This is a genomic window from Roseobacter sp. YIN89, assembly GCF_057219365.1.
Window position 1 is genome coordinate 276,450 of record NZ_JBXVVD010000003.1, and the last position, 23,128, is coordinate 299,577.

Below are 23,128 nucleotides of genomic sequence, written 5' to 3' on the forward strand. Positions count from 1 at the left end.
AAGCCCCAATCACTAAAAACTTCTATTAATTCTAGCAACTTGCCCTGCTGTAACCGCATTTTGGGCACGGCTCATGCCGCACTGATCAATCACGCCATTCCCGTTTCGTACAGGCAACGAGTGGGAATGAAATGGCGACTTGGGCTTTCACCGACTATCAGACGACCGCAGAAATAGATTCAAACTCCATTTTGACCGCTTTCGGGTTTCGGTATTCGGGCGGGTACGTGAAATGGAATGACAACAATCTGACCTACACACTTAACATCGGCGACAACAATCCTGACGGACGGGCCGTCGCAACTTGGACCGATGCACTGACGCAAAGTATTGAGCGTGCGCACGCTGACATTTCATCCGTTGCGAATGTCATTTTTTCCGAAGTGGCGGATCAGGTGAACGGTTCTGATGGCGCTGATATCGATTACTGGGCTTACTCCAACCCTGGAGACAACGTTGCCGGATATTCCTACGGGGTCGACGGCGCGGGTGTCTTCATGGATATGGCCGATGTTTTCGCGCCGAATTCCTATACCGGCGACGGTCTCGAATATGGCGGCATCAACCACCGTACGGTGATCCATGAAATCCTGCATAACCTTGGGCTTGGCCATCCGCACGACGGCCACGCCGTGCTACCTGGCGTCACCGGCGCCGGCGACACAGGCGACTTTGCCTTGAACCAGAACATCTACTCTGTGCTGTCTTACAACAGCGTGCGGCAGGTGGACGCCAACGGCGACGAAACCACCGGGTATCCTTTCACTTACGGAACTGTGGATCGCAGCTTTGGCGTCTTGGGAACTTTGGATATTGCTTTTTTGCAGATGCTGTATGGCGCCAATGACAGTCACGCGACCGAAGACAACGTATATACCATTGTCGGCGAAAATGCTGCGGGCACGCATTACAAGGCGATCTGGGACGCAGGCGGCATCGACGAATTTCGTTACAGTGGCGCGCTTGACACGCGCATCGACCTGCGCGCTGCGACGCTGGACACTGCGGATGGCATGTTGGCCGGTGGGATTGTATCGAAAGCAGCAGGCATTCATGGTGGCTATAACATCGCCCACGGTACGCTGATCGAAAACGCTACCGCAGACGCAGGCAATGACACGCTGGTGGGCAACACGGGCGATAACCTGCTCTCGGGCGGTGCGGGCGATGACAGTCTTGAGGGTGGCGCCGGTGCGGACACCCTCAATGGTGGCGCGGGAGGGGACAGTCTCTTTGGTGGCGCTGGATTCGACGTCGTGGATTTCGCAACATCGCTGGCGTCAGTACAGGTCGATCTTTTTCTGACGACAGCCGCAGGGGGCGACGCCGAGGGCGATCTCTACGCAGATGTCGAAGCGATCATTGGCTCTGCTTTTGACGACGAGTTGCGGGGCGACACACAGGCCAACCTGCTACAGGGCCACGCAGGTGATGATATGATCCACGGCGGACACAGCAACGATACGATCAAAGGTGGCGCGGGAAACGATGTCTTGTTTGGCGGTCGTAACAACGATGTAGTTACCGGCGGTTCCGGAGATGACACGATACACGGGGGCAAACATGCCGACACCCTTGATGGTGGCAGCGGAGACGATCTGCTGAGTTATGCCGGTTCCTACAACGGTGTGACGGTAAACCTTGCCAAAAACTCGGTCAATGGCGGTGATGCTAAAGCCGATGTGATCCGGAACTTTGAAGATGTTGAAGGCTCTTTTTATGCTGACGATCTGACGGGGTCTTCTGCGCACAACATGCTGTCGGGCGGAATAGGACGCGATACACTGGACGGCGGTGCGGGCGACGATCTTCTATTTGGAGGTGCCGGGCGGGACACGTTCATATTTGGCGCAGGCGTCGATACCATTGATGGAGGCAGCGATGCCGACACATTGCTGGTGGGGCGGTCCGTTGCGGATTTTGATGTCACACACCTTGGCGATGCGAATTGGCAGATTGTCGAGATCGCGTCAGGCGAAATGAACGAAATGACGAGTGTCGAAATTCTGGTTTTTTCTGATTATCTGATCCAAGTCTGACGTGTCAGATGCCGCAAAGCCGGCAAGGCAGCGCCTGACAACAGGCACCATTCCGCATTTTTCAAAAAGCTTGTTTGCAGCACCCCTACAACTAGCGTTATGAATTCCTCATACGCGTCGATTGTGATCCTGCCAGATGACTCGCGGTGCGAATTGGGGGGCCTGTCACTTTGTCTAAGTTAAGTTTCAAGCGCACGGTAAGGATGCTGGGTCTGCTGTGTCCTATGGTGTTGTTCAATGGGCTTACAACGCCTCTGGCCGCATATGAGGTAAGCTTGCAAGCAGGAACTGACGCGGACCTGACTGCGCTTTTGGAAGGCGGTTCACTGGTGATCGAGCAGGCTTCGGAGGAAGAGCCTTTAACACCGCAGGAAATCATCGCCACCGCCCAAGCAGATTACAAGCGGCTGCTCGCAGTTTTGTACGACCAAGGGTACTATGGTCCGACGATCCGCATTTCTGTGGACGGCCGCGAGGCAGCGACGCTGGACCCTGTGCGCCCGCCAGGTGCGGTCAATCGCATCGTGGTTACTGTTGATCCGGGCAAGAAATTTCAGTTTGGGCGCGCTGAAGTGCGCCCGTTGGCACCAGACACAACGCTTCCCGAAGGATTTCAAACCAAAGAAGTGGCGCGTCTGAGCCTTATGCGACAGGCCGCCAATGCGGGTATCACGGGCTGGCGCAATCAGGGCCATGCCAAGGCAGAACTGAAAGACCAAAAAATTACGGCCAATCATGGCGAGGGCCAAATTAACGCAGAGATTGTCCTGAACCCGGGCCCGAAACTTACCTTCGGCCCGTTAAACGTCACCGGAAATGAGACTGTACGTACTGAACGCATACTCGAAATTGCCGGTTTGCCCGAGGGGCAGGTGTTTTCGCCCAAAGAACTGGAAGACGCGGCAGAGCGTCTGCGCCGCACTGGCACGTTCAGTTCGGTCGCCATGATTGAAAGCCAGACCGTGAGCGCCGGCAACACGTTGCCGATCACTGCCCAGATTTCGGAAAACAAACCGCGCCGCTTTGGATTTGGCGCCGAGCTGGCAACGATTGAGGGTCTGACGCTGTCTGGCTTCTGGTTGCATCGCAACTTCTTTGGCGGAGCAGAAAGCCTGCGCTTTGATGCAGAGATCGCGGGTATCGGCGGCGACACAGGCGGGATCGATTATCTCCTTGGCACACGCTACGAACGACCGGCAACTTTCAACGAGGACACGACGCTGTTTGCGCTGGCCGAAGTGGAACAACTCGATCAGGTCAATTTCTTTTCGCGCCGCGTGTCGATTGGTGCTGGCATCCAACGCTTTGCCTCTGATCAACGCACCTACACATTTGGTCTGGGCTTTCGCCGCGCCACCACCCGCGATGTCTTTGGTGATTCCGATTATACGCTCTTCATTTTGCAGGGCGGATTGGAATTCGACTACCGTGACTTGGAACTGGATGCGCGCAAGGGCTATTATATCAACGCCGAGTTCTCTCCGTTTCTGGCTCTGTCGGGCAGTGACAACGGGCTTTTGACCGAAGTCGATTACCGCAAATACTTTACGTTCGGTGAGCAGCAGCGCACGACCTTGGCCTTTCGCGGACAGCTCGGTTCTGTCATTGGGCCGTCACTGGCCGACGCTCCGGCTGATTTTCTCTTCTATTCAGGTGGGGGTGGTACCGTACGCGGCCACGACTATCAGTCGCTTGGTGTTGATGTAGGGCTAGATGAGCTTGCGGGCGGTCGATCGTTTGTTGGTTTGTCGGCGGAGTTGCGATTTAGGACCGAAGGTTCACTTGGCTATGTCGGGTTTTTCGATGCGGGCTATATTGGAGAAGAAGAATTTCCTGACGGTTCCGGTGAGTGGCATAGTGGCGCTGGTATCGGTATCAGATATGACACCGGGATCGGGCCCATTCGCGTCGATCTTGCAGTACCGGTCACCGGCGACAATAGTGACTCCAATTTCCAGATTTACATCGGCATAGGACAATCGTTTTGATCAGGGTGGTGCGGGTATTTGCGATTTTCTTGTTGCTTTGGCCGGTATCGGTCTGGGCGCAAGACGAGGACGACAAAGGTTTTTTGACCCGCACCATAGAAAACGCGTTATCCGGCGCGGGGCGAGAGGTGCGCATCGACGGGTTTCGGGGTGCTTTGAGTTCCGAAGCGTCTTTTGATCGCATGGTCATCGAAGACGCTCAGGGTATCTGGCTGACGCTTGAAAACGTTGAACTGGTGTGGAGCAGGCTGGCCCTGCTGCGAGGCCGTCTTGAGGTCGATCGCCTCAGCGCCGAACTGTTAAAGGTCGAGCGCCTGCCTGAGTCCGAAGAAGTGGAAGAGTTGCCGTCGGCTGAGGCAGGTGGATTTTCCTTCGAGCTTCCGGATCTGCCGGTATCGGTCAACATACAGGTCTTTGAAGTCACTGAAATTGATCTTGGCGCACCAATTCTTGGAGCCCCCGCACGCGTATCGCTGTCGGCCAGCGCAATTCTGGATGATGCTGGCCTTGATGTAGATATGACCGCTGACCGCATCGATGATGTGTCCGGCACCTTCCTCATTGATGCAAATGTTGCTCGCAGCGGCTCTGAGATCACATTGAACATCGCATTGGAAGAAGATCCGGGCGGCATTACCGCAAAACTGCTGAACTTGCCGGGTGAGCCATCAGTTGAACTGAAAGTTGAAGGGCAGGGCCCGCTGGACGACTTCGCAACGCAGATCGATCTTTCGACCGATGGCATGCAACGACTGGCGGGTGAGGTGACCCTGACGGCCGAAGCCGATGTTCCTGAAGGGCAATCACCCGACCGGCGCATTCTGGCGGATCTTGGCGGCGACATAACGGCATTGATTGCGCCAGAATACCATGATTTTTTCGGCCCTGAAGTGAAGCTGTCGGTCGACACGGTTCTGCAAGGTGACGGCTCTGTCGATGTGAATGCATTTGAAGTGGCCGCGCGCGTCCTCGATTTGAAAGGGGCGGTGCGCCTCAATCAAGATAAGTGGCCCAGCTTTATTGATGTCAAAGGACGATTGTCGCGCGAGGGCCAGCCGGTTGTCTTGCCGGGTTCTGATGCTGGCGTCACCGTGCAATCCGTCACGCTCGATGTGAATTACGACGTGTCAGACAATGATGCTCTGGCAGGTTCTTTTGACATTCAGGGTTTAAGCCATGATGCGCTGAAAATCGATCAGACATTGCTGACACTGGATGGTGTTTTGCGCGGCGAGGTCAATTCAATCGGCCAATTGCTCGCGGACCTGACCTTTGATGCGACCGGCATCGTGCTGTCGGATGAAACGGCGTCGCGTGCGCTCGGCAATTCTGTATCGGGTGGGGCCAAGATCAGCTTTATCGAGGATGAGCCCATCCGAATAACCAACCTCGCGCTGGAGGGCGCGGACTACGGTTTGCAAGGGCAGGTAGTTATCCAGGAACCGGCAAACGGGTTTCCCACCCAGTTGGAATTAGCCGTTCAAGCCGAGGATCTCAGCCGGTTTGCTGAACTTTCAGGCCAACCGCTTTCTGGCGCCGCGCGGCTTGCTGTAAGCGGCGATGTCACGCCGCTTGCAGGAACGTTTGATTTGCGTGTGTCGGGCAACACGCAGGATCTGGCGGTGCAAATTCCACAGGCCGACGCCGTGCTCGCGGGTTTGACGACACTTGCCTTGCAGGCTGTAAGAGATGAGACAGGCACCTTTGTCCGCGATCTTAAGTTGAACAATGATGCGGTCGATGTCTTTGTTGATGCTGCCTTGCGCAGTCAGGGAAGCGATGTGACGGCTCGGGTTGCACTGGCTGACATCGGGCTTGTCGTTCCTCAATACCAAGGCGCTGTCATTGTCGATGCAAATGCACAGCAGACCGTCGAAGGGTGGGTTGTGCAGGGACGCATTGATGCGCCTTACGGCAGTGAGTTAAGCGTCGACGGCCTCGCAACAGGGCCAAACGCCGATGTCAGATTTGCGCTGGGCGTGCCCGACGTGGCCTCCTTCGGCGCATCGGTTTCAGGACCGCTCGATGCGCGCGGGCGGGTACAGCAGTCACCCGACGGTTATGTCGTTGATGTTGAGGCCACGGGACCGCATGATAGCGATGTCTCCGTCGAGGGATTGGCAACAGGGCCTGATGCCGACGTCAATTTTTCCTTGAGCATCCCGCAAGTGCAGCCGTTCGTTGACTCCGTGTCAGGCTCGTTGGCGGCACAAGGGCGGGTACAACAATCGCCCGATGGTTTCGTTGTGGATATCGATGCAGATGGCCCGTACGAGTCGGAAGTCTCCGTTGCAGGTCTTGCCACGGGGCCTGATGCCAATGTGACGTTCAAAGCTGCAATGCCTGATATCAGTGTCTTTGTGCCGGATATTCCGGGCCCGATTTCGCTGGATGGTGAGGCTGCACGCGAGGGTGAGCGTTGGCGGATCGATACGGATGTTGGCGGTCCATTGGGTACCACCGCACGTGTAGACGGCACAGCTGCCGCAGATGGCAGTGATCTGGACTTGAGTGTTGTGGGCGAAGCCCCACTGGGCCTGTCCCGCCCGTTTCTCGCGCCGCGTGATCTGCAAGGGCAGGCGAAATTTGATCTCGCGGTGAAAGGTGCCCCGGGGTTGAACGCCGTCAGCGGCCGCATCTCCACATCCGGCGCACGATTTACAGCGCCCAACCTGCGTGTCGGCCTGACGGACATCAACACTAATGTCGACTTGAACGCCGGCCGTGCAGGCATTGATCTTAGCAGTAATATTTCGGCAGGTGGCAGCCTGTCCGTCAATGGGTCAGTAGACCTCAATAACTTGAACGGTGATATTGCGGTGGCGTTGCGCGATGCCGTTCTGACCGATCCAAGGCTGTACGCGGCGACGCTGGGCGGCGACATTACAGTTGTTGGCCCTTTGACAGGCGGTGCGCGGATCACCGGGGGGATCACGCTCGGGCAGGTCAACGTAACAGTTCCGGACACCGGTCTTACCATCATCGGTGAAATTCCACTGATCCGGCATATAGGCGCACCGTCGGCGGCAAATGCCACGCGTAGTCGGGCGGGCGTTGTTGACAGCGAAAAAGCCGAGGCAAGCAGAGGCGCGGCAGGGCCAGCCTATCCTTTGGCAATAAGAGTGGATGCGCCGTCTCGACTTTTCGTCAGGGGACGCGGCATTAACGCTGAACTTGGGGGTGGTCTCGACATTACAGGCGACACGAATAACATCATCTCAGCGGGTAGTTTCGACCTGATCCGAGGCCGCCTTGACATCATCGGTAAGCGGTTTGAACTGGATGAGGGATCGGTGCAGTTTCAAGGAAGCGTCACGCCCTATATCCTGTTTGTCACAACAACGAATATTCCCGATGGTACTGCGAGCATTCGTGTAGAAGGGCTCGCAACCGAACCAGACATCACGTTCTCAGCGGTTCCCGAGGCGCCACAGGACGAGGTGATGTCATTGATCCTGTTTGGGCGGCGACTTGACGAACTGAGCGCATTTCAGACAATCCAGCTTGTGAACGGTCTGGCGCAGCTATCCGGTCGCGGCGGTATTGGCTTTGCCGAGGGTGCGCAGCGTCTCGGTGTCGACGAGTTTGACGTCACCACCACGGACAGTGGCGACACCGAAGTAACCGTGGGCAAATATCTGACCGACGACATCTACACCGACGTCACGACGAGTGGCGAGGGGGGGACGGATGTGTCACTGAACATTGATCTGACAGACAGTCTTACGGCAAAAGCGACGGCAGGGTCCGAGGGAGAAAGCAGCATCGGCATCTTCTTTGAGCGTGATTACTGAGACTGACGCGCGGGGGCTACGCGCAGGTGTCTGTAAAGGTGCCAAAGCGCCCTTGCACGAACAGCAACGCGGCACCAGGATCATCCTGCGCCACCACGTGCCTCACCTGACCTAGGATCAACGAATGGTCACCTGCGGGGTGAATGCCATATGTGCTGCAAGAAAAGCGCGCAAGACATCCCTGAAGCACAGGCACACCATCTGGCCCCCGCTGCCAGTCAAACTTGTCAAATCCGTCTCCGTTTTTAGCAAAGTGGTGGGCCAAGGCGCTTTGGCCTGCGCCAAGCACGTGCACGTTAAAATTCTTTGCTGCTACGAAAGCATCATGACGCGAGGCATCGCGTGCCACAGACCACTGCACGAGTGGCGGCTGCAGGGATACAGAAGAAAAGGAATTGGCGGTAAAGCCAAGCGGGCCGCTATCTGTGGCAGTGGTAATGATGGTCACACCGGTACCGAAACACCCCAATGCACGCCGAAATGCGGCTTGCTGGGACGCGTCAGGGTCAAAGCTATGGTGTGTTTGGGTCATATTGGGTCGTTCATTCGCCTGTTGTTGAGGCATGTAACGCGGCCCCACCGCCGGACAAGAGCGAAACCGCCCGGACCCATAAGAGCAGGCCGCATCAAGGCGGCCTGCGTTGAGATGCTTGAACCTGCTTCTAGCTTTTGTTCATGCGATTTTCGATCAGGTCGTCGACGACCGATGGGTCGGCCAAAGTGGATGTGTCTCCCAAGCTGCCAAAGTCATCTTCAGCGATCTTGCGCAGTATGCGGCGCATGATCTTTCCCGAGCGTGTTTTAGGCAGGCCCGGAGCCCATTGGATCACGTCCGGTGAGGCAATAGGCCCAATCTCCTGACGCACCCACGTGCGCAACTCTTTTCGCAGGTCTTCAGACGGTTCTTCTCCGCCCATGAGCGTGACATAACAGTAGATGCCTTGTCCCTTGATGTCGTGCGGGTAGCCAACCACCGCCGCCTCTGCGACCTTTTCATGCGCAACCAGCGCGCTTTCCACTTCGGCAGTGCCCATTCTGTGACCTGAAACGTTGATCACGTCATCCACACGGCCGGTGATCCAGTAGTCACCATCTTCATCGCGTCTGCATCCATCGCCGGTGAAGTAGTATCCCTTGTAGTCAGAGAAATACGTCTTTTCGAAACGCTCGTGGTCCCCCCAGACCGTGCGCATCTGGCCGGGCCAACTGTCTGCAATACACAAGACACCCTCGACCCCGTCGCCTTCGATAACCTCTCCTGTGGTTGGTTCAAGAACGACGGGTTCAATTCCGAAGAAAGGTTTCATGGCAGACCCGGGCTTCATCGCGTGCGCCCCTGGCAGGGGCGTCATGAGGTGACCGCCGGTTTCGGTCTGCCACCATGTGTCGACAATCGGGCAGCGACCTTTGCCGACGATCTCGTTGTACCAGTTCCAGGCTTCGGGGTTGATGGGCTCGCCCACCGTGCCGAGAACCTTGAGATCGGACAGATGGCATTTTTCGACAAAACTGTTGCCTTGCCCCATCAGCGCTCGGATCGCAGTAGGGGCTGTATAAAACTGATTGACCTTGTGTTTGTCGCAGACCTGCCAAAAGCGACTGGCATCAGGGTAGGTCGGAACACCTTCAAACATGAGCGTGGTCGCGCCGTTGGCCAGCGGTCCGTAGACGATATAGCTGTGACCGGTCACCCAGCCTACATCTGCGGTGCACCAGTAGATGTCGCCATCTTTGTAATCAAAGGTAATTTCATGCGTCATCGCGGCATACACGAGGTACCCGCCAGTGGTATGAACGACCCCTTTGGGCTGTCCCGTCGACCCGGACGTGTAGAGAATGAACAGCGGATCTTCGGCGTTCATTTCCTCGGGCGCACACTCGTCAGACGCTTTCGATGCCAAGTCGTTGTAATCTGCGTCGCGCCCTTCAACCCAATTGGTCTCGCCGCCAGTACGCTTTACCACGAGGCATTTTACCGTTTCTGAACAGTTCGACAGCGCCCGGTCTGCGTTCGATTTCAAAGGCGTATTTCTGCCGCCGCGCGGCGCTTCATCCGCAGTAATGACGACCTTGGCGTCGCAGCCATTCACCCGTGCCGCCAGAGCATCAGGTGAAAACCCGGCAAAGACAATTGAGTGGATGGCGCCGATGCGCGCGCAGGCAAGCATGGCGTGAGCAGCTTCCGGAATCATTGGCAGGTAGATGACAACCCTGTCGCCTTTGCCGACACCAAGATCCTTGAGAACATTTGCCATGCGGCATACGGACCCGTGCAACTCTCTATAAGTGATATATTGCGCCGCATCTTCGGGGCTGTCGGGTTCCCAGATAATTGCTGTTTGATCTCCCCGCGCTTCGAGATGCCGATCAATGCAGTTTGCAGCGACGTTCAACCCGCCATCGGCGAACCATTTGATCGAAACGTTGCCTAGCGTGAAGTCAACATCCTTGACCTGGGTGAAAGGTGTCATCCAGTCGACCCGACCGGCTTGCTCTCGCCAGAACCCTTCGGAATCCGCGATGGAGGCCGCATACATTTGCTCGTACTTCGCAGCATTCACATGTGCGTTCTCTGCCATTGTCGCAGAGGGGGGATAGGTCTTTGCTGCGTTTGCTGTATCGGACATATGTCTCCTCCTTAGTCGTTCTTGACCGCCCCAGGCGGCATTTTCCCGGCGTGTGCACCGTGCCGTGCTGCGCCGAGAGGTTCCTCCGCCGTCGATCATAGAGGCATTTGAAAAGAATGAAATAAGGTACCGATATATATAGCTTTTGCTGTAAAGGTATTTCCGCTGCGATTGCGAGATTTGTAAATTTTCGAGAGTGGGGCGTTAAAAATCAAGGGCTTTGCGGTGCCGCTTCAGTCAATGCCCGCGCAGATCGGTGTTGCAACCTCTGCAATTGCTGCGCAGCAGCATCAGGCAGGGTGGCTCTGAGTGCAAAGAAGGGTTGGCACTTGCGGTGAGCTTGGGTAGTTTCGGCGCAAGTCCGCGCTAGCTAATGCGGGCAACAAGGGAGAAAAATCATGAATAAATACCTGACCGGCGCAGCCGTCTGCGCCATCAGCTTTGCTTTTGTCACCGAGGCCGCTGCCACGGAATGGAACGTTTCTGTCTGGGGTAAGCGCCGTGCGTTTACGGAGCATATCGAAAAACTGGCAGAGCTTGTTTCGGAAAAAACCGGCGGTGAGTTCACCATGAACGTAAGCTACGGTGGATTGAGCAAGAACCGCGAAAACCTTGACGGCATTTCGATCGGTGCGTTCGAGATGGCGCAGTTCTGCGCGGGCTATCACCGCGACAAAAACCGCGTGATCACCGTGCTGGAGTTGCCATTCCTCGGAGTTGAAAACCTCGAGCAGGAAGTAGCGGTGTCCAAAGCGGTCTATGCGCACCCTGCCGCTGCCGAAGAGATGGCCCAGTGGAATGCCAAATTGCTGATGACCTCGCCCATGCCGCAGTACAACCTTGTTGGCACAGGCGAGCCTCGCGATGAACTGGCCGACTTTGAAGGTATGCGCGTGCGCGCAACTGGCGGTCTGGGAGAGGCCTTTAAGGCAGTCGGAGGCGTTCCAACGTCTGTGACAGCGACGGAGGCCTACCAGGCAATGGAAGGCGGTGTTGTAGACACTGTTGCGTTTGCCCAGCACGCGCACTTGAGTTTTGGCACCATCAACCAAGCCGACTGGTGGACTGCAAACCTCAATCCCGGCACTGTGAACTGCCCGGTGGTCGTGAACATCGACGCATACGAGTCTCTGTCTGACGCACACCGCGAAGCGCTGGATAGCTCCGTTGAAGAAGCGATCGAACACTATCTTGCGAACTACGCAGACCTGCTGGAACGTTGGGATAGCGTCTTGGAAGAAAAGGGTGTCCAGAAGGTCGAAATCGACCCTGCAGTAATTGAGCAGTTCCGCGCAGCGGCTGCTGAGCCTGCCAAGGATGCATGGATCGCCGACATGGAAGCTCAAGGCCTGCCGGGCCAAGAGCTTTATGATCTGGTTGTCGAAACGCTGGCCGACGCCAAGGGCGGCAGCTAAATACTTTGGGCCGCCTCGTGATGGGGCGGCCCTTTTTACAAAAAACATGAGGGGGGCAGGGCAATGGCAGGATCATCTGCGGTGCTCGAGGATTCCAGCCTGCTCAGCCGGCTGGACCGGGCTCTTTTGCCTTTGGAGCGCTTCTGCGCACTTTTAAGCGGCGTTGCAATTTTTTCGTTGATGTTTCTCGCAGCCTACTCGGTCACGGGGCGCAAGTTTTTCAGTTCGCCCATGGCAGGCTATGTGGACTACATCGAGGCGATGATGCCGATCATTGCGATAATGGGGGTCTCTTACGTTCAGCGTGACGGCACCCACGTGCGCATGGACATGCTTGTTGGCGCGCTCAAAGGCAGAGTTCTGTGGTTTTTCGAGTTGTTGTCGGTTTTGCTGATCCTCGTGTTGATCGTGGCGCTGACGTGGGGCGCATGGGACCACTTTGACCGCTCGTTTGATTGTGCCCGCCCACTATGCAGTCGCGATAGCTCAATCGACGTGGGCATCCCGATCTGGCCCTCGAAGCTCGTGGTGCCGATTGCTTTCGGTGTCCTGGTGCTGCGCTTGATCCTGCAGGCGTGGGGCTATGGCCGCGCGCTAATTCTTGGTTTGGAAAATCCTGTTGCGGTTCCGCTCAACCTGTCCGTTGCCGAACAAGCAAGGCTTGAGGCCGAAGCATTGGAAGGGGCTGACTGATGGAACCAATCGAAATTGGTTTGTGGGTCAGTGCTGGCCTGCTTGTGATGGTCATTCTGGGCATGCGGGTCGCATTCGCCGCGGCGCTTGCGGGTTTCGTGGGCCTTGTCTGGCTGCGCTGGAACGGATTTGATTACGATCCGGAACGTTTCGGCAAGGCGCTGGAAATCAGTGTAAAGATCGCCGGTCTGACGCCGCACTCCAAGGTGTCTGCACAGGTTCTCAGCCTGATCCCCGTTTTTATCATGATCGGCTACCTCGCTTATCACGCAAAGCTCACAACCGCGCTTTTTACCGCGGCCAAACGCTGGATCGCGTGGGTTCCGGGCGGGCTTGCGGTATCCACTGTTTTTGCGACCGCCGGGTTCGCGGCGGTGTCTGGTGCCTCTGTTGCCACGGCGGCGGTGTTCGCCCGGATTGCGATCCCCGAAATGCTGAAGATCGGGTACAACAAGCAGTTTGCTGCAGGGGTTGTCGCCGCTGGTGGTACGTTGGCGTCGCTTATACCTCCGTCTGCGATCCTCGTAATTTACGCGATCATCGTTGAACAGGATGTGGGCAAGCTACTGCTGGCAGGGTTTTTACCGGGCATGTTCTCGGCAATTGTCTACGCGGGCCTGATTATCGGTATCGCTCTTGTTTTCAAGACCGTCGGGCCGCCTGTTGGGGGCTTTAGCTGGAAAGAACGGTTCGAGGCCCTGCCACCGGCGCTACCGATTGTTGCTGTCGTGGTGATCATTATCTTCTTTGTGTACAACCCCTTTGGAGACGCTTGGGGTACCCCGACAGAAGGTGGTGCGATCGGGGCCTTTATCATCTTTCTGATGGCGCTTTTTCGGGGCATGCGGTGGCAGCAGTTGAAGACTGCGCTGCTCGATACCGCCAAGCTGACGGTTATGATCTTTTCGATCATTTGGGGCGTGTTGATCTACGTGCGTTTTCTTGGGTTTGCCGAACTGCCCGAAGCTTTTGCGAGTTGGATTACAGGGCTTGAGATGTCGCCCATGCTGATCCTGATCTGCATACTGTTGGCCTACGCGGTATTGGGAATGTTCATGGATGCCATTGGCATGTTGCTGTTGACACTGCCCGTTGTTTATCCGGCCGTTATGGCGCTGAACGGGGGTGATTTTGTCAGTGCGGCCGACAGCGCCTTTGGCATGTCCGGCCCGATGTGCGCGATCTGGTTTGGGATACTCGTGGTGAAAATGGCAGAGTTCTGTCTCATTACGCCTCCGATTGGTCTGAACTGTTTCGTGGTGGCAGGTGTGCGTGACGACCTGACAGTGCAGGATGTGTTTAAAGGCGTGACACCGTTTTTTCTGGCAGACGCTGTGACAATCGCGCTGCTGGTGGCATTCCCCGGTATCGTTCTGTTCCTGCCATCTCTGGCAGGGTAGCGGCTCAGGCTGATGACCTTGGCAGTGGTATACGCGACTGGGATCGCAGGTATCATCTGTTTTCAGATTGCCCTGATATGTGGTGCGCCTTGGGGAAAGATCACCCAAGGCGGCCGTCAGGACCGCCCCCTTGGCGCGGCAGGACGCGTCACGGCGGGCGTGTCCATCTTTCTGCTTTTGGTGATGGGGGCGGGCATCCTTTCTGCTGCAGGGTATCCGCCGGGCTGGCCGAACTGGACTGGATGGTTTGCAACAGCCATTTCTGGTGTCTCTATGATCCTTAACTGGATCACACCATCGGCACCGGAACGCAAAATATGGGCGCCGGTAACCACAGTGATGTTTGCGCTTGCTATGGCTGCAATGCTGGGCAGCGGGTAAGAGGCCACAAGCCTCAATATGGCAAGCCTACGTAGTTCTCGGCCAATGCTCTTTGTGCCGCCTCGCTGCTGCGCAGAAATTCAATCTCGGCGCGTTGCATGCGCAGATCAAAATCGCTCTGATCCGGAAAGCGGTGCATCAGCTGCGAAAACCACCAACTAAAGCGCTCTGCTTTCCATACCCTTGCCAACGCTTTGCGAGAATAACCATCCAGTCCGGTCGCATCTCCCTCCGCGTACCAAAGGCGGAGCCCCTCGAAAAGATAGTGGACATCCGATGCTGCGGTATTCAGTCCTTTGGCGCCTGTGGGTGGCACAATGTGCGCAGCATCGCCGCATAGAAACAACCGGCCCCAGCGCATCGTTTCACACACAAAAGACCGGAGCGGCGCAATAGATTTTTCGATCGAGGGCCCTGTCACCAAAGCCTCGGCCTGTTCACGCGGAATACGTCGTTTGAGCTCTTGCCAGAAGGCGTCGTCTGACCAGTTGTCTGGGCTATCCGACGTGGCGCACTGGATATAGTATCGGGACAAATGTGGATTGCGCATGGAACACAACGCAAAACCACGTTCAGAACTGGCATAAATGATCTCATCGCTGACGGGGGGCGTTTCGCTCAGCACCCCGAGCCAGCCAAACGGATAGACTTTTTCGTATTCGCGGCGTTCCGATTTGGGGATCGTCTGACGGCTGACACCATGATACCCGTCACAGCCGGCGACAAAATCGCACGAAATGACGACTTCGCTTCCATCATGTAAAAACTTTACTTGAGGGGAATCTGTATCGAGGTCCGACAGGGCGACGTCACTGACCTCAAAGAACATCTGAGCCCCCGCCGCGTCGCGCGCATCGTAGAGATCGCGGGTAACTTCTGTTTGTCCGTAGACGATAACGGATGTGCCGCAGTGCTTCTCGAAATCTATGCGAAAGATTTCATCATCATACGAGATGAGCGTGCCATCGTGGGGGATACCTTCTTTTTGCATGCGCGCGCCGACACCAGCCTGATGCAAGAGGGATACCATGCCCTGTTCCAGAACACCGGCGCGGATACGGCCGAGCACATGGGCGCGTGTTTGACGCTCGATCACAACGGTGTCGATGCCTTGGCCATGCAGCAGTTGCGCCAAAAGTACCCCGGAGGGGCCTCCGCCGATAATCAGGACCTGCGTTCGCATGTCGTTCGTCCTCCCCGTTGGTGATGCTAGCGCGGTGCGCGGAATGTGCAAATGCCACGAAGCCCGCCACTCTTCACCCTTGCGCGGCATCGTGGTACGAGCGCCACAGCCTGAACCCGGATCGCGCAATGACTGCAACAACTCCTACAGCACGCCCAGATGCCGCCCGCGTCACGCGCGCGGCGCGATTGTCTGTTGCGCCGATGATGGATTGGACGGACCGTCATTGCCGCAGGTTGCATCGGTATCTCAGCGCTGAAACCCTGCTCTATACAGAAATGATCACGTCGGCGGCGCTGGTGCGCGGCGGGGCCGATCATCTCTTGGAGTTTGACATGCGTGAACATCCGGTGGCTTTGCAGCTGGGCGGCTCCGACCCAGACGAACTTGGAAAAGCGTCACGCATGGGCGAAGAAGCCGGATACGCAGAGATAAATCTCAACGTCGGCTGTCCATCAGATCGGGTTCAGTCCGGGTGCTTTGGCGCGGTTTTGATGGAACGTCCGGCGCTCGTCGCTGAGTGTGTCGCGGCGATGATCGAGGCGACATCAGTGCCTGTGACCGTCAAATGCCGGATCGGGGTTGATGACCAGACGCCGCAGGACATATTGCCGGATTTTCTGTCGCGGATCGTAGCGGCCGGATGCGAGCGGGTAACGATCCATGCGCGTAAGGCGTGGTTGCAAGGGCTGAGCCCCAAGGAAAACCGCGAAATTCCACCCTTGGATTACGCTTTGGTGCATCGAATGAAGGAATATTTTCCTAATCTGCATATATCCATAAACGGTGGCATCTCTTCTCTTGATGCAGCGGGAGAGTTTCTTGATCGCGGACTTGATGGTGTCATGATCGGCCGCGCCGCCTATCACGAACCCAGCGCGATACTGTGCTCGGCAGATCCGCGCATATTTGGCACGGGTGCTGTCACGCGCGCTGAGGATGCGGTGCAGGCGATGCTGCCGTATATCGAGACACATTTGGCCCATGGCGGCAAGCTCGGGCAGGTGACACGCCACATGCTTGGTCTGTTTGCCGGCAGGCCAGGTGCCCGAGCGTGGCGGCGCACGCTATCCGAGGGCGCGCACCGGCCCGGCGCCGGTCCGGAGCTTGTCTTAGCGGCGCTTGAGCACGTAACCCCGGATGAGATACCCCAGCGCGTTGAATAATGGTGAAAAACGTGGTTTTCACGGCACCTGTAACCTATGTGGTCTCTTGCTTTAGTGCGGTGCAAATTTCTTAAACTGCTTTGAGTGATCGTTGGAGGTCGCTGTGAGTGACAGCTTTTTTGAGCGTGGGTGGCGCGTCTTTCCAGTGGACCGCCCAGTCACTGACTGGGCGCGCGGGGCATTGATCGACGCCACGCGGGCATTACAGGAACCTGCGCTGGATCACTGGTATCAATGCGAGCGGACATGGTTTGTTGGGCTCGACGCGCTGTCCAATGATGCTCAAGGTCGCATCGACGGTGGCCCGGCCTTCTCTGGTACAGCGGTAGATTTCATTGACGCGCGTCTTAGGGGATGGCCGGATTTGCATGCCGGTCAGCTTTCCGGTGTGTTTCCCGGTTATCCAAAGCCGAGGGCTGGCGAATCCGAAAGTGCATTTCGCTACAGGGTTAAGCGGGATGCGGCCCATGTAGATGGCGTGCTGGGGGTGGGCCAGCCCAAACGGCGTTTTGTGCGAGAGCCACATCAGTTCATTCTGGGCATTCCATTGACCAAAGCGTCGGTCGGAGCTGCACCTCTGGTCGTGTGGGAAGGAAGCCACCTGATCATGCAGCGGGCCTTCAAAACCGCCTTCGAGGGCCTGACAGATTGTGCGATTGGTGACCACGATGTGACAGAGGCATACCAAGCTGCACGCGAAGAGATATTTGAAACCTGCACGCGTGTTCGTGTGACCTGCGATCCGGGTGGATCGATTTTGGTGCACAGACTGGCATTGCACGGTGTCGCCCCTTGGGAAACCGGTGCCAGTTGCGCGCCGGAGGGGCGGTTGATCGCGTATTTCCGTCCACCTATGGCGGGTGGTGCTCGCGCTTGGGTCGATGCAAGGTGATGCCCTGTCGATCACGGTTGGCGGCAAACCTCCGCCCCCTCTTGGCAAGCGCGGTTTGTGCCACTATACGCGCAGCCTGATCCCTGAAAGGAACCGAGCAGATGGTTGGCAGCGCAAATCTTAACATCATGATCAAGGCCGCACGTCGGGCAGGCCGCGCATTGATCAAAGACTTTCGCGAAGTCGAGAACCTGCAAGTATCGATGAAGGGTGCGGGCGATTTTGTCAGTCGCGCCGATGTAAATGCAGAGCAAATGCTGAAAGAAGACCTAATGGGCGCGCGTCCGACCTATGGGTGGCTTGGTGAAGAGGGCGGCGGAGAAGAAGGGCAGGACCCGACGCGCCGCTGGATTGTGGATCCGTTGGATGGAACAACAAACTTTTTGCATGGTCTGCCACACTGGGCTGTGTCCATCGCGTTGGAGCACAAGGGGCAGGTCGTCGCGGGCGTCGTCTATGATCCGTCAAAAGACGAATTGTTTTTCGCGGAAAAAGGCGCCGGTGCCTGGATGAACGAAAGCCGCTTGCGGGTTTCGGGGCGCACACGGATGATTGAAAGTGTCTTTGCCACCGGTTTGCCGTTTGGCGGGCGGGCCGATCTGCCTGACACGCTGCGAGAATTGGGGCGCGTTTTGCCGGGCTGTGCTGGCGTTCGGCGTTGGGGCGCAGCAGCCCTCGACCTCGCCTATGTTGCGGCCGGGCGGTATGACGGCTACTGGGAGCGCCGTTTGAATGCATGGGATGTTGCGGCAGGCCTGATTATCGTGCGTGAAGCGGGCGGGCTGGCAGAACCACTGGATGAAAACGCTGATATCTTGGACGGTGGTTCAATTGTCTGTGCGAACGAGGCATTGTTTGCCCCGTTGACCAAATTGGTGCGCGGCTAACACCGCGCCGGTTATCCCTTGCGGTCACTGGAGTGATTGATGCCGTCAGTTGTCGGTATCGGCTCGTGCTCATGCGGTAGCACACCGTCAAAGCATCCCAGGTTTACGCCTGTTTCATCGGGGTTACTGCGACGCTGATGGTGCGTGTAAATTCCGCAAATCATGCAAAAATAATGCTTCGCGGTGCCGGTGCCCCACGCATATTGCGACAGGCTGCTGAGTCCTTGCAGGATTTTCAGTCTGCTGGTGAGTGTCGTGACCGCTGCCGCACCGCGCCGGCGGCAGAAAGAGCAGTTGCAGCGCGCAACGTCGCCCAACCCACCGGGCAAAAAGGCTTCGATCACGACAGCACCGCAGTGACACCGTGCGACACGCGTCTCGCCATCTAGTAGATCACTCACTTGCGATTTACTTTCGGGATGCGGCTTTCTGTTATGCGGTATCGCGCTTCGGGATGAGGCGGGTGACCGTCGGTGCGGTTCCAAAATTCGGGCCCGCCCAGCCTGCGCCACAGGGGAATCGCCAATAGCAAACCGGCCACAAAGCCGCCCGCGTGCGCCCAGTATGCAACGCCTCCTGCTTGAGTGCCCGAACTGAGCACGCCGACAAACTGTATGCCAAACCAGACGCACAGCATGATCCAAGCCGGTATCGGCAGGATGCGGAAAATGACGACGATGATGATCAGGATATCGACCTTGGCCTTGGGGAAAAGCAGCAGGTATGCCCCCATAACCCCGGCAATCGCCCCAGAAGCGCCGACCGTCGGCACGGTAGAGCCTGCGTCAAATACTACTTGCGTCCAAGCTGCCAGCACGCCACTGGCGAGATAGAACAGCAAGTACCTCCTGTGCCCCATGGCGTCTTCGATATTGTCCCCAAAGATGTATAAAAACAGCATGTTGCCGGCCAGATGCATGATCCCGCCGTGCAGGAACATGGATGTCACAAGTGTGTAGTAGCCCTGTCCTGCCTCGATACGCGCAGGGATCATGGCCCAGTCGAGCCAAAAAGCGTTGATGGCGCGGGCGTCGCCCATGATACCCCAATAGCTCAGGAAAATGCCGATGTTCGCCAACATGAGGGCGTAGGTAACATAGGGCGTTCGCCCTGACGGGTTGTGGTCTCTGATCGGGAACATGCGAGCAGGCTGCGTGATTGCGCCCTTCGGGTCAAGCACCTGCAGAGCTTAATTCTGGCCAAGGCACGGGGTTAGCTGACAGCGCCCAAGAGTGCTGCGTTTCCGCCCGAGGCTGTTGTGTCAACGCACACGTGGCGCTCGGCAAGAACGCGCGCGGGATCAGGCAATCCGGTGATCAACGGCAAAATCGGGCCCGTTCGCGCCGCCAGCGCCAAGGAGATTTCGCGCGCGGTCTCTTCACTTCCCCACCACAGTACACCGCCATACTCTGGCCCGGTCGTCAAAGCCGACGGAGAGATTTGGCCTGTCGCCATGATGGCGTCACCGCCCAACGCACGCACAGCGCGTGCCTGAGCGCGAGCGCTGTCTGCACCAGGCCCCATGCAAAGCAGCGGCGCACGCGGCAGCGTGGTCAACCGGTTGGATTCTCCGGTCGGTCCCGGCAGGCTCAGAGTGGTATGAACCCGCGTTGCCTGTGCGGGAAGTTGCGGCAGGTCCTGTTGTTGCGTGTCCCAGTCTTGCGCACTTAATTGCACATCGGGAGCCGCAAACCGCGGCAGGTAATTTGGCCCGCCCGCTTTCGGTCCGGTCCCTGAAAGCCCCTCGCCGCCGAAAGGTTGGCTGCCGACGATTGCGCCGATTTGATTGCGGTTGATGTAAACATTACCGGCTTCAATCCGTTCTGAGACATGCTGCACGCGGTCATCAATGCGCGTGTGCAGTCCAAATGTCAGGCCATATCCGGTCGCGTTGATGTCGTCGATGATGCTGTCGAGCTGCGCCGCCTTGAAGGTTGCAAGATGCAGAACAGGGCCGAATATCTCGCTTTCCAGATCGCCTATTCCGTTTACCGAGATCAGGGTCGGTGCCACGAAGGTGCCGTCGGTTGGTACCGCTAGTTCGGCAAGCACGCGGCCCTGCTGCCGCGCCGCTGCGACATGATCCATAATGGTCTTGCGTGCCGCTTCGTCGATGATGGGGCCTACGTCCGTCTCAAGATGCCATGGATTACCAAGCTTTAGCGTTTCCATCGCACCAATAAGCATTTTGGTAAAATCTTCGGCTATGTCCTCTTGCACATAGAGGCAGCGTAGGGCCGAGCACCGTTGCCCGGCGGATTGAAACGCGCTTTCAACGATTGACCCGATGGCTTGCTCGGGCAGCGCTGTGCTATCCACGATCATTGCATTCAGCCCACCTGTTTCGGCGATCAAGGGCGCACCGGGCATGCAGTGCTTTGCCATGGCGTGTCGTATTTTCAGGCCCGTGGCGGTCGATCCGGTAAAGGCGACCCCGTTAATCGCCGGATCTGAGGTCAGGGCTGCGCCGACGTCACCGCCGCCGGGCAGCAGTTGCAGTGCAGATCGCGGAACACCCGCATCATGCAACAGGGAAACCGCCTTGTGCGCAACCAGCGGGGTTTGTTCTGCGGGTTTGGCCAAGACCGCATTACCGGCGGCCAGCGCGGCGGCGACCTGACCCGAAAAAATCGCAAGCGGAAAATTCCAAGGCGCGATGCAGGTGAAAACGCCCGCGGGCGGGGCGTTTGTGGCCTGTGACGCGTAGTATCGCAGAAAATCTACAGCTTCTCTGAGCTCCGCTACACAATCCGGCAGCGTTTTGCCTGCTTCGCGGGCCAAAAGCGCAAAGATCTCGCCGTGGTTCTCCTCCAACAAATCGGCGGCGCGACGCAGTGCCGCCTGACGCATTTCAAGCGGGGCATCCCAAGGCTGTGCGTCTGAAATGGCAGACGCGACATCGTCCGGCGTCGCTGTGAGCACAAAGCCCGGAGTGTCGTTTGGCAGGGCGGGGTTGCTGATGGCTGCGCCTTCATCCTTGCTGCGCTCGCCGTTGTCAGTTGCCAGAATAGGATAGGCATGCCACTGATGCGCTTCGAACGGCTTGCGCCGGTCATGAAGCTCGTCGAGCGTTGGAAAATGGGTCAGGTCGAAGCCGCGTGCATTGCGACGCGCTGGCTGGAATAAGTCGGGGCCTTTTGCAATGCGATGCGTCGCTGGCTGGGACAAGAGCGCAAAGGGGTCGGCGGCTACCTCGTCAGGGGCAACGTTCTCGTCGACGATCTGGTTGACGAAGCTCGAATTTGCGCCGTTCTCCAAAAGCCGCCGGACCAGATACGCCAACAGATCGCGATGTGCGCCTACCGGCGCATAGATGCGGCAGCGAGTTGAGTGACTTTGCAGCACCATCGTGTGCAAAGTTTCCCCCATCCCGTGCAGCCGTTGAAACTCGTAGGTTTTTGCGTCGTCTGCCATGAGCAGTATGGCAGCGACGGTGTGGGCGTTGTGCGTGGCGAACTGGGGATAAATCCGGTCAGTCATCCCTAGAAGCTTTCGGGCGTTCGCGATGTAAGAGACGTCGGTGGCCGCCTTTTTTGTAAAGACCGGAAAGCCATCAATTCCTTCAACCTGCGCCCGTTTGATTTCCGTGTCCCAGTAGGCGCCCTTTACCAGACGAACCATGATTTTCCGGTCGTAGCGCACTGCCATGTCGTACAGGGTATCGATGACAACACCCGCACGTGGACCAAAAGCCTGCACGACAACGCCAAATCCATCCCACCCGGCCAACGCAGGCTCTGACATGACACTGTCGATGACCGCGACAGACAGGGCCAGTCTGTCCGCTTCTTCTGCATCGACATTCAATCCCATGCCCGCAGACTTCGCCAAAAGCGCAAGCGCTCTGAGACGGGGCACAAGATCCGTCATCACCGCGCTTTCCTGCGCGACTTCATAGCGGGGATGCAGGGCGGACAGTTTGACGCTGATGCCGGGGTTCTTACGAATGTCGTCGTAGGTGCAAGCAGTCGCAATGGCAGAGATCGCGCGGCTGTAACTGAGATGGTATCTTTTTGCATCTGCTTCGGTGCGCGCGGCTTCTCCTAACATGTCGTACGAGTACGTAAATCCTTTTTTCTCCATGTTTGCAGCGCGTTCCATCGCGGCGTTAATGTCTTCGCCCAAAACGAACTGGCGGCCCATTTCCTTCATTGCCCGGCTGACGGCTGTACGGATGACCGGTTCACCCAATCGTTTGATCGCCGCACGCATGTGCCGTACGGGCCCGGGTTGATCATCGTCGAGAACGCGTCCGGTCAACATCAACGCCCAAGTCGATGCGTTCACCAGGCTCGAGGTGGAATGACCCAGATGTCTGCCCCAATCGGACGGTGCGATCTTGTCTTCGATCAAATCGTCGATGGTTTCAGCATCCGGGACACGCAACAGCGCCTCTGCAAGGCACATCAAGGCAACGCCTTCGTCCGTCGACAGGCCGTATTCTGCCAGAAATACCTCCATCAGACCGGGCGCGCTGGTATTCCGGATACCACGCACAAGATCGGCGGCGGCGGCACTGATTGCTGCGCGGTCCTGCATCGACAGCCCGGCCTGTGTGACAAGGCTTTTGACTGTCTTGTCTTCGTCTGCGTACGTGTTTTGGTCGATGCGGTTTTCGAGTGATGCGAATGACGTATCCCGTGCCATATCAGGCCTCCCAGGC

16 protein-coding genes are annotated in these 23,128 nt (G+C 57.3%); 10 read left to right on the top strand and 6 right to left on the bottom strand.

Annotated elements, in window-relative coordinates; translation table 11 throughout:
* Positions 1-131: 131 nt before the first annotated feature.
* The 3 genes from AC2D8V_RS13685 to AC2D8V_RS13695 all read left to right on the top strand — a co-directional run bounded on the left by AC2D8V_RS13685 (position 132) and on the right by AC2D8V_RS13695 (position 7,821).
* Positions 132-2,039 carry a hypothetical protein gene (locus AC2D8V_RS13685; protein ID WP_484734135.1) on the top strand — a complete coding sequence of 636 codons (1,908 nt, stop codon included), beginning with the start codon at positions 132-134 and terminating at the stop codon, positions 2,037-2,039.
* 203 nt (positions 2,040-2,242) lie between these two features.
* On the top strand, positions 2,243-4,027 hold the full coding sequence (locus AC2D8V_RS13690) for an autotransporter assembly complex protein TamA (RefSeq protein ID WP_484734136.1): 1,785 nt from the start codon (positions 2,243-2,245) through the stop codon (positions 4,025-4,027).
* Between the two features lie 32 nt (positions 4,028-4,059).
* A complete protein-coding gene (locus AC2D8V_RS13695) occupies positions 4,060-7,821 on the top strand; it encodes a translocation/assembly module TamB domain-containing protein (protein ID WP_484734137.1) in 3,762 nt (1,253 codons plus the stop codon).
* A gap of 16 nt (positions 7,822-7,837) precedes the next feature.
* Here AC2D8V_RS13695 and AC2D8V_RS13700 read toward each other — a convergent pair whose 3' ends face one another.
* Positions 7,838-8,353, bottom strand: a complete 516-nt coding sequence (locus tag AC2D8V_RS13700) for a flavin reductase family protein (RefSeq protein WP_484734138.1) — start codon at positions 8,351-8,353, stop codon at positions 7,838-7,840.
* A 130-nt stretch (positions 8,354-8,483) separates the two neighbouring features.
* Positions 8,484-10,448 (bottom strand): acetate--CoA ligase, encoded by a 1,965-nt coding sequence (gene acs / locus AC2D8V_RS13705; RefSeq protein ID WP_484734139.1) that lies wholly within the window; start codon positions 10,446-10,448, stop codon positions 8,484-8,486.
* Positions 10,449-10,846: 398 nt separating this feature from the next.
* Here acs and dctP point away from each other — a divergent pair, with 398 nt between their 5' ends.
* From dctP to AC2D8V_RS13725, 4 genes are all read left to right on the top strand, one after another.
* The gene (gene dctP / locus AC2D8V_RS13710) at positions 10,847-11,863 is read left to right on the top strand and encodes a TRAP transporter substrate-binding protein DctP (RefSeq protein WP_484734140.1); all 1,017 of its coding nucleotides are present in this window, start codon (positions 10,847-10,849) and stop codon (positions 11,861-11,863) included.
* Between the two features lie 63 nt (positions 11,864-11,926).
* Positions 11,927-12,556 carry a TRAP transporter small permease subunit gene (locus AC2D8V_RS13715; protein ID WP_484734141.1) on the top strand — a complete coding sequence of 210 codons (630 nt, stop codon included), beginning with the start codon at positions 11,927-11,929 and terminating at the stop codon, positions 12,554-12,556.
* Positions 12,556-13,956, top strand: a complete 1,401-nt coding sequence (locus AC2D8V_RS13720; RefSeq protein ID WP_484734142.1) for a TRAP transporter large permease — start codon at positions 12,556-12,558, stop codon at positions 13,954-13,956. Before AC2D8V_RS13715 ends, AC2D8V_RS13720 begins: the two co-directional genes overlap by 1 nt.
* 12 nt (positions 13,957-13,968) lie before the next feature.
* Complete coding sequence (locus AC2D8V_RS13725; protein ID WP_484734143.1) at positions 13,969-14,337, top strand: hypothetical protein; 369 nt, start codon at positions 13,969-13,971, stop codon at positions 14,335-14,337.
* Positions 14,338-14,350: 13 nt separating this feature from the next.
* Here the strand turns inward: AC2D8V_RS13725 and pobA are convergent, their stop codons facing one another.
* Entirely contained in the window at positions 14,351-15,520 is a 1,170-nt protein-coding gene (gene pobA, locus AC2D8V_RS13730) for a 4-hydroxybenzoate 3-monooxygenase (RefSeq protein WP_484734144.1), read from the bottom strand.
* Between the two features lie 128 nt (positions 15,521-15,648).
* On the opposite strand from pobA, the gene dusA reads away from it, so the two are divergent.
* The 3 genes from dusA (at position 15,649) to AC2D8V_RS13745 (ending at position 18,465) form a co-directional block, all read left to right on the top strand.
* The gene (gene dusA / locus AC2D8V_RS13735) at positions 15,649-16,686 is read left to right on the top strand and encodes a tRNA dihydrouridine(20/20a) synthase DusA (RefSeq protein WP_484734145.1); all 1,038 of its coding nucleotides are present in this window, start codon (positions 15,649-15,651) and stop codon (positions 16,684-16,686) included.
* Between the two features lie 103 nt (positions 16,687-16,789).
* Complete coding sequence (locus tag AC2D8V_RS13740; RefSeq protein WP_484734146.1) at positions 16,790-17,578, top strand: hypothetical protein; 789 nt, start codon at positions 16,790-16,792, stop codon at positions 17,576-17,578.
* Positions 17,579-17,679: 101 nt separating this feature from the next.
* Entirely contained in the window at positions 17,680-18,465 is a 786-nt protein-coding gene (locus AC2D8V_RS13745) for an inositol monophosphatase family protein (protein ID WP_484734147.1), read from the top strand.
* 11 nt (positions 18,466-18,476) lie between these two features.
* Here the strand turns inward: AC2D8V_RS13745 and AC2D8V_RS13750 are convergent, their stop codons facing one another.
* The 3 genes from AC2D8V_RS13750 to putA all read right to left on the bottom strand — a co-directional run bounded on the left by AC2D8V_RS13750 (position 18,477) and on the right by putA (position 23,112).
* Positions 18,477-18,866 carry a GFA family protein gene (locus tag AC2D8V_RS13750; RefSeq protein WP_484734148.1) on the bottom strand — a complete coding sequence of 130 codons (390 nt, stop codon included), beginning with the start codon at positions 18,864-18,866 and terminating at the stop codon, positions 18,477-18,479.
* Positions 18,863-19,606 carry a rhomboid family intramembrane serine protease gene (locus AC2D8V_RS13755; protein ID WP_484734149.1) on the bottom strand — a complete coding sequence of 248 codons (744 nt, stop codon included), beginning with the start codon at positions 19,604-19,606 and terminating at the stop codon, positions 18,863-18,865. The genes AC2D8V_RS13750 and AC2D8V_RS13755 overlap by 4 nt, the downstream gene beginning before the upstream one ends.
* Positions 19,607-19,677: 71 nt before the next feature.
* Positions 19,678-23,112 (bottom strand): bifunctional proline dehydrogenase/L-glutamate gamma-semialdehyde dehydrogenase PutA, encoded by a 3,435-nt coding sequence (putA, locus tag AC2D8V_RS13760; RefSeq protein ID WP_484734150.1) that lies wholly within the window; start codon positions 23,110-23,112, stop codon positions 19,678-19,680.
* Positions 23,113-23,128 lie beyond the last annotated feature (16 nt).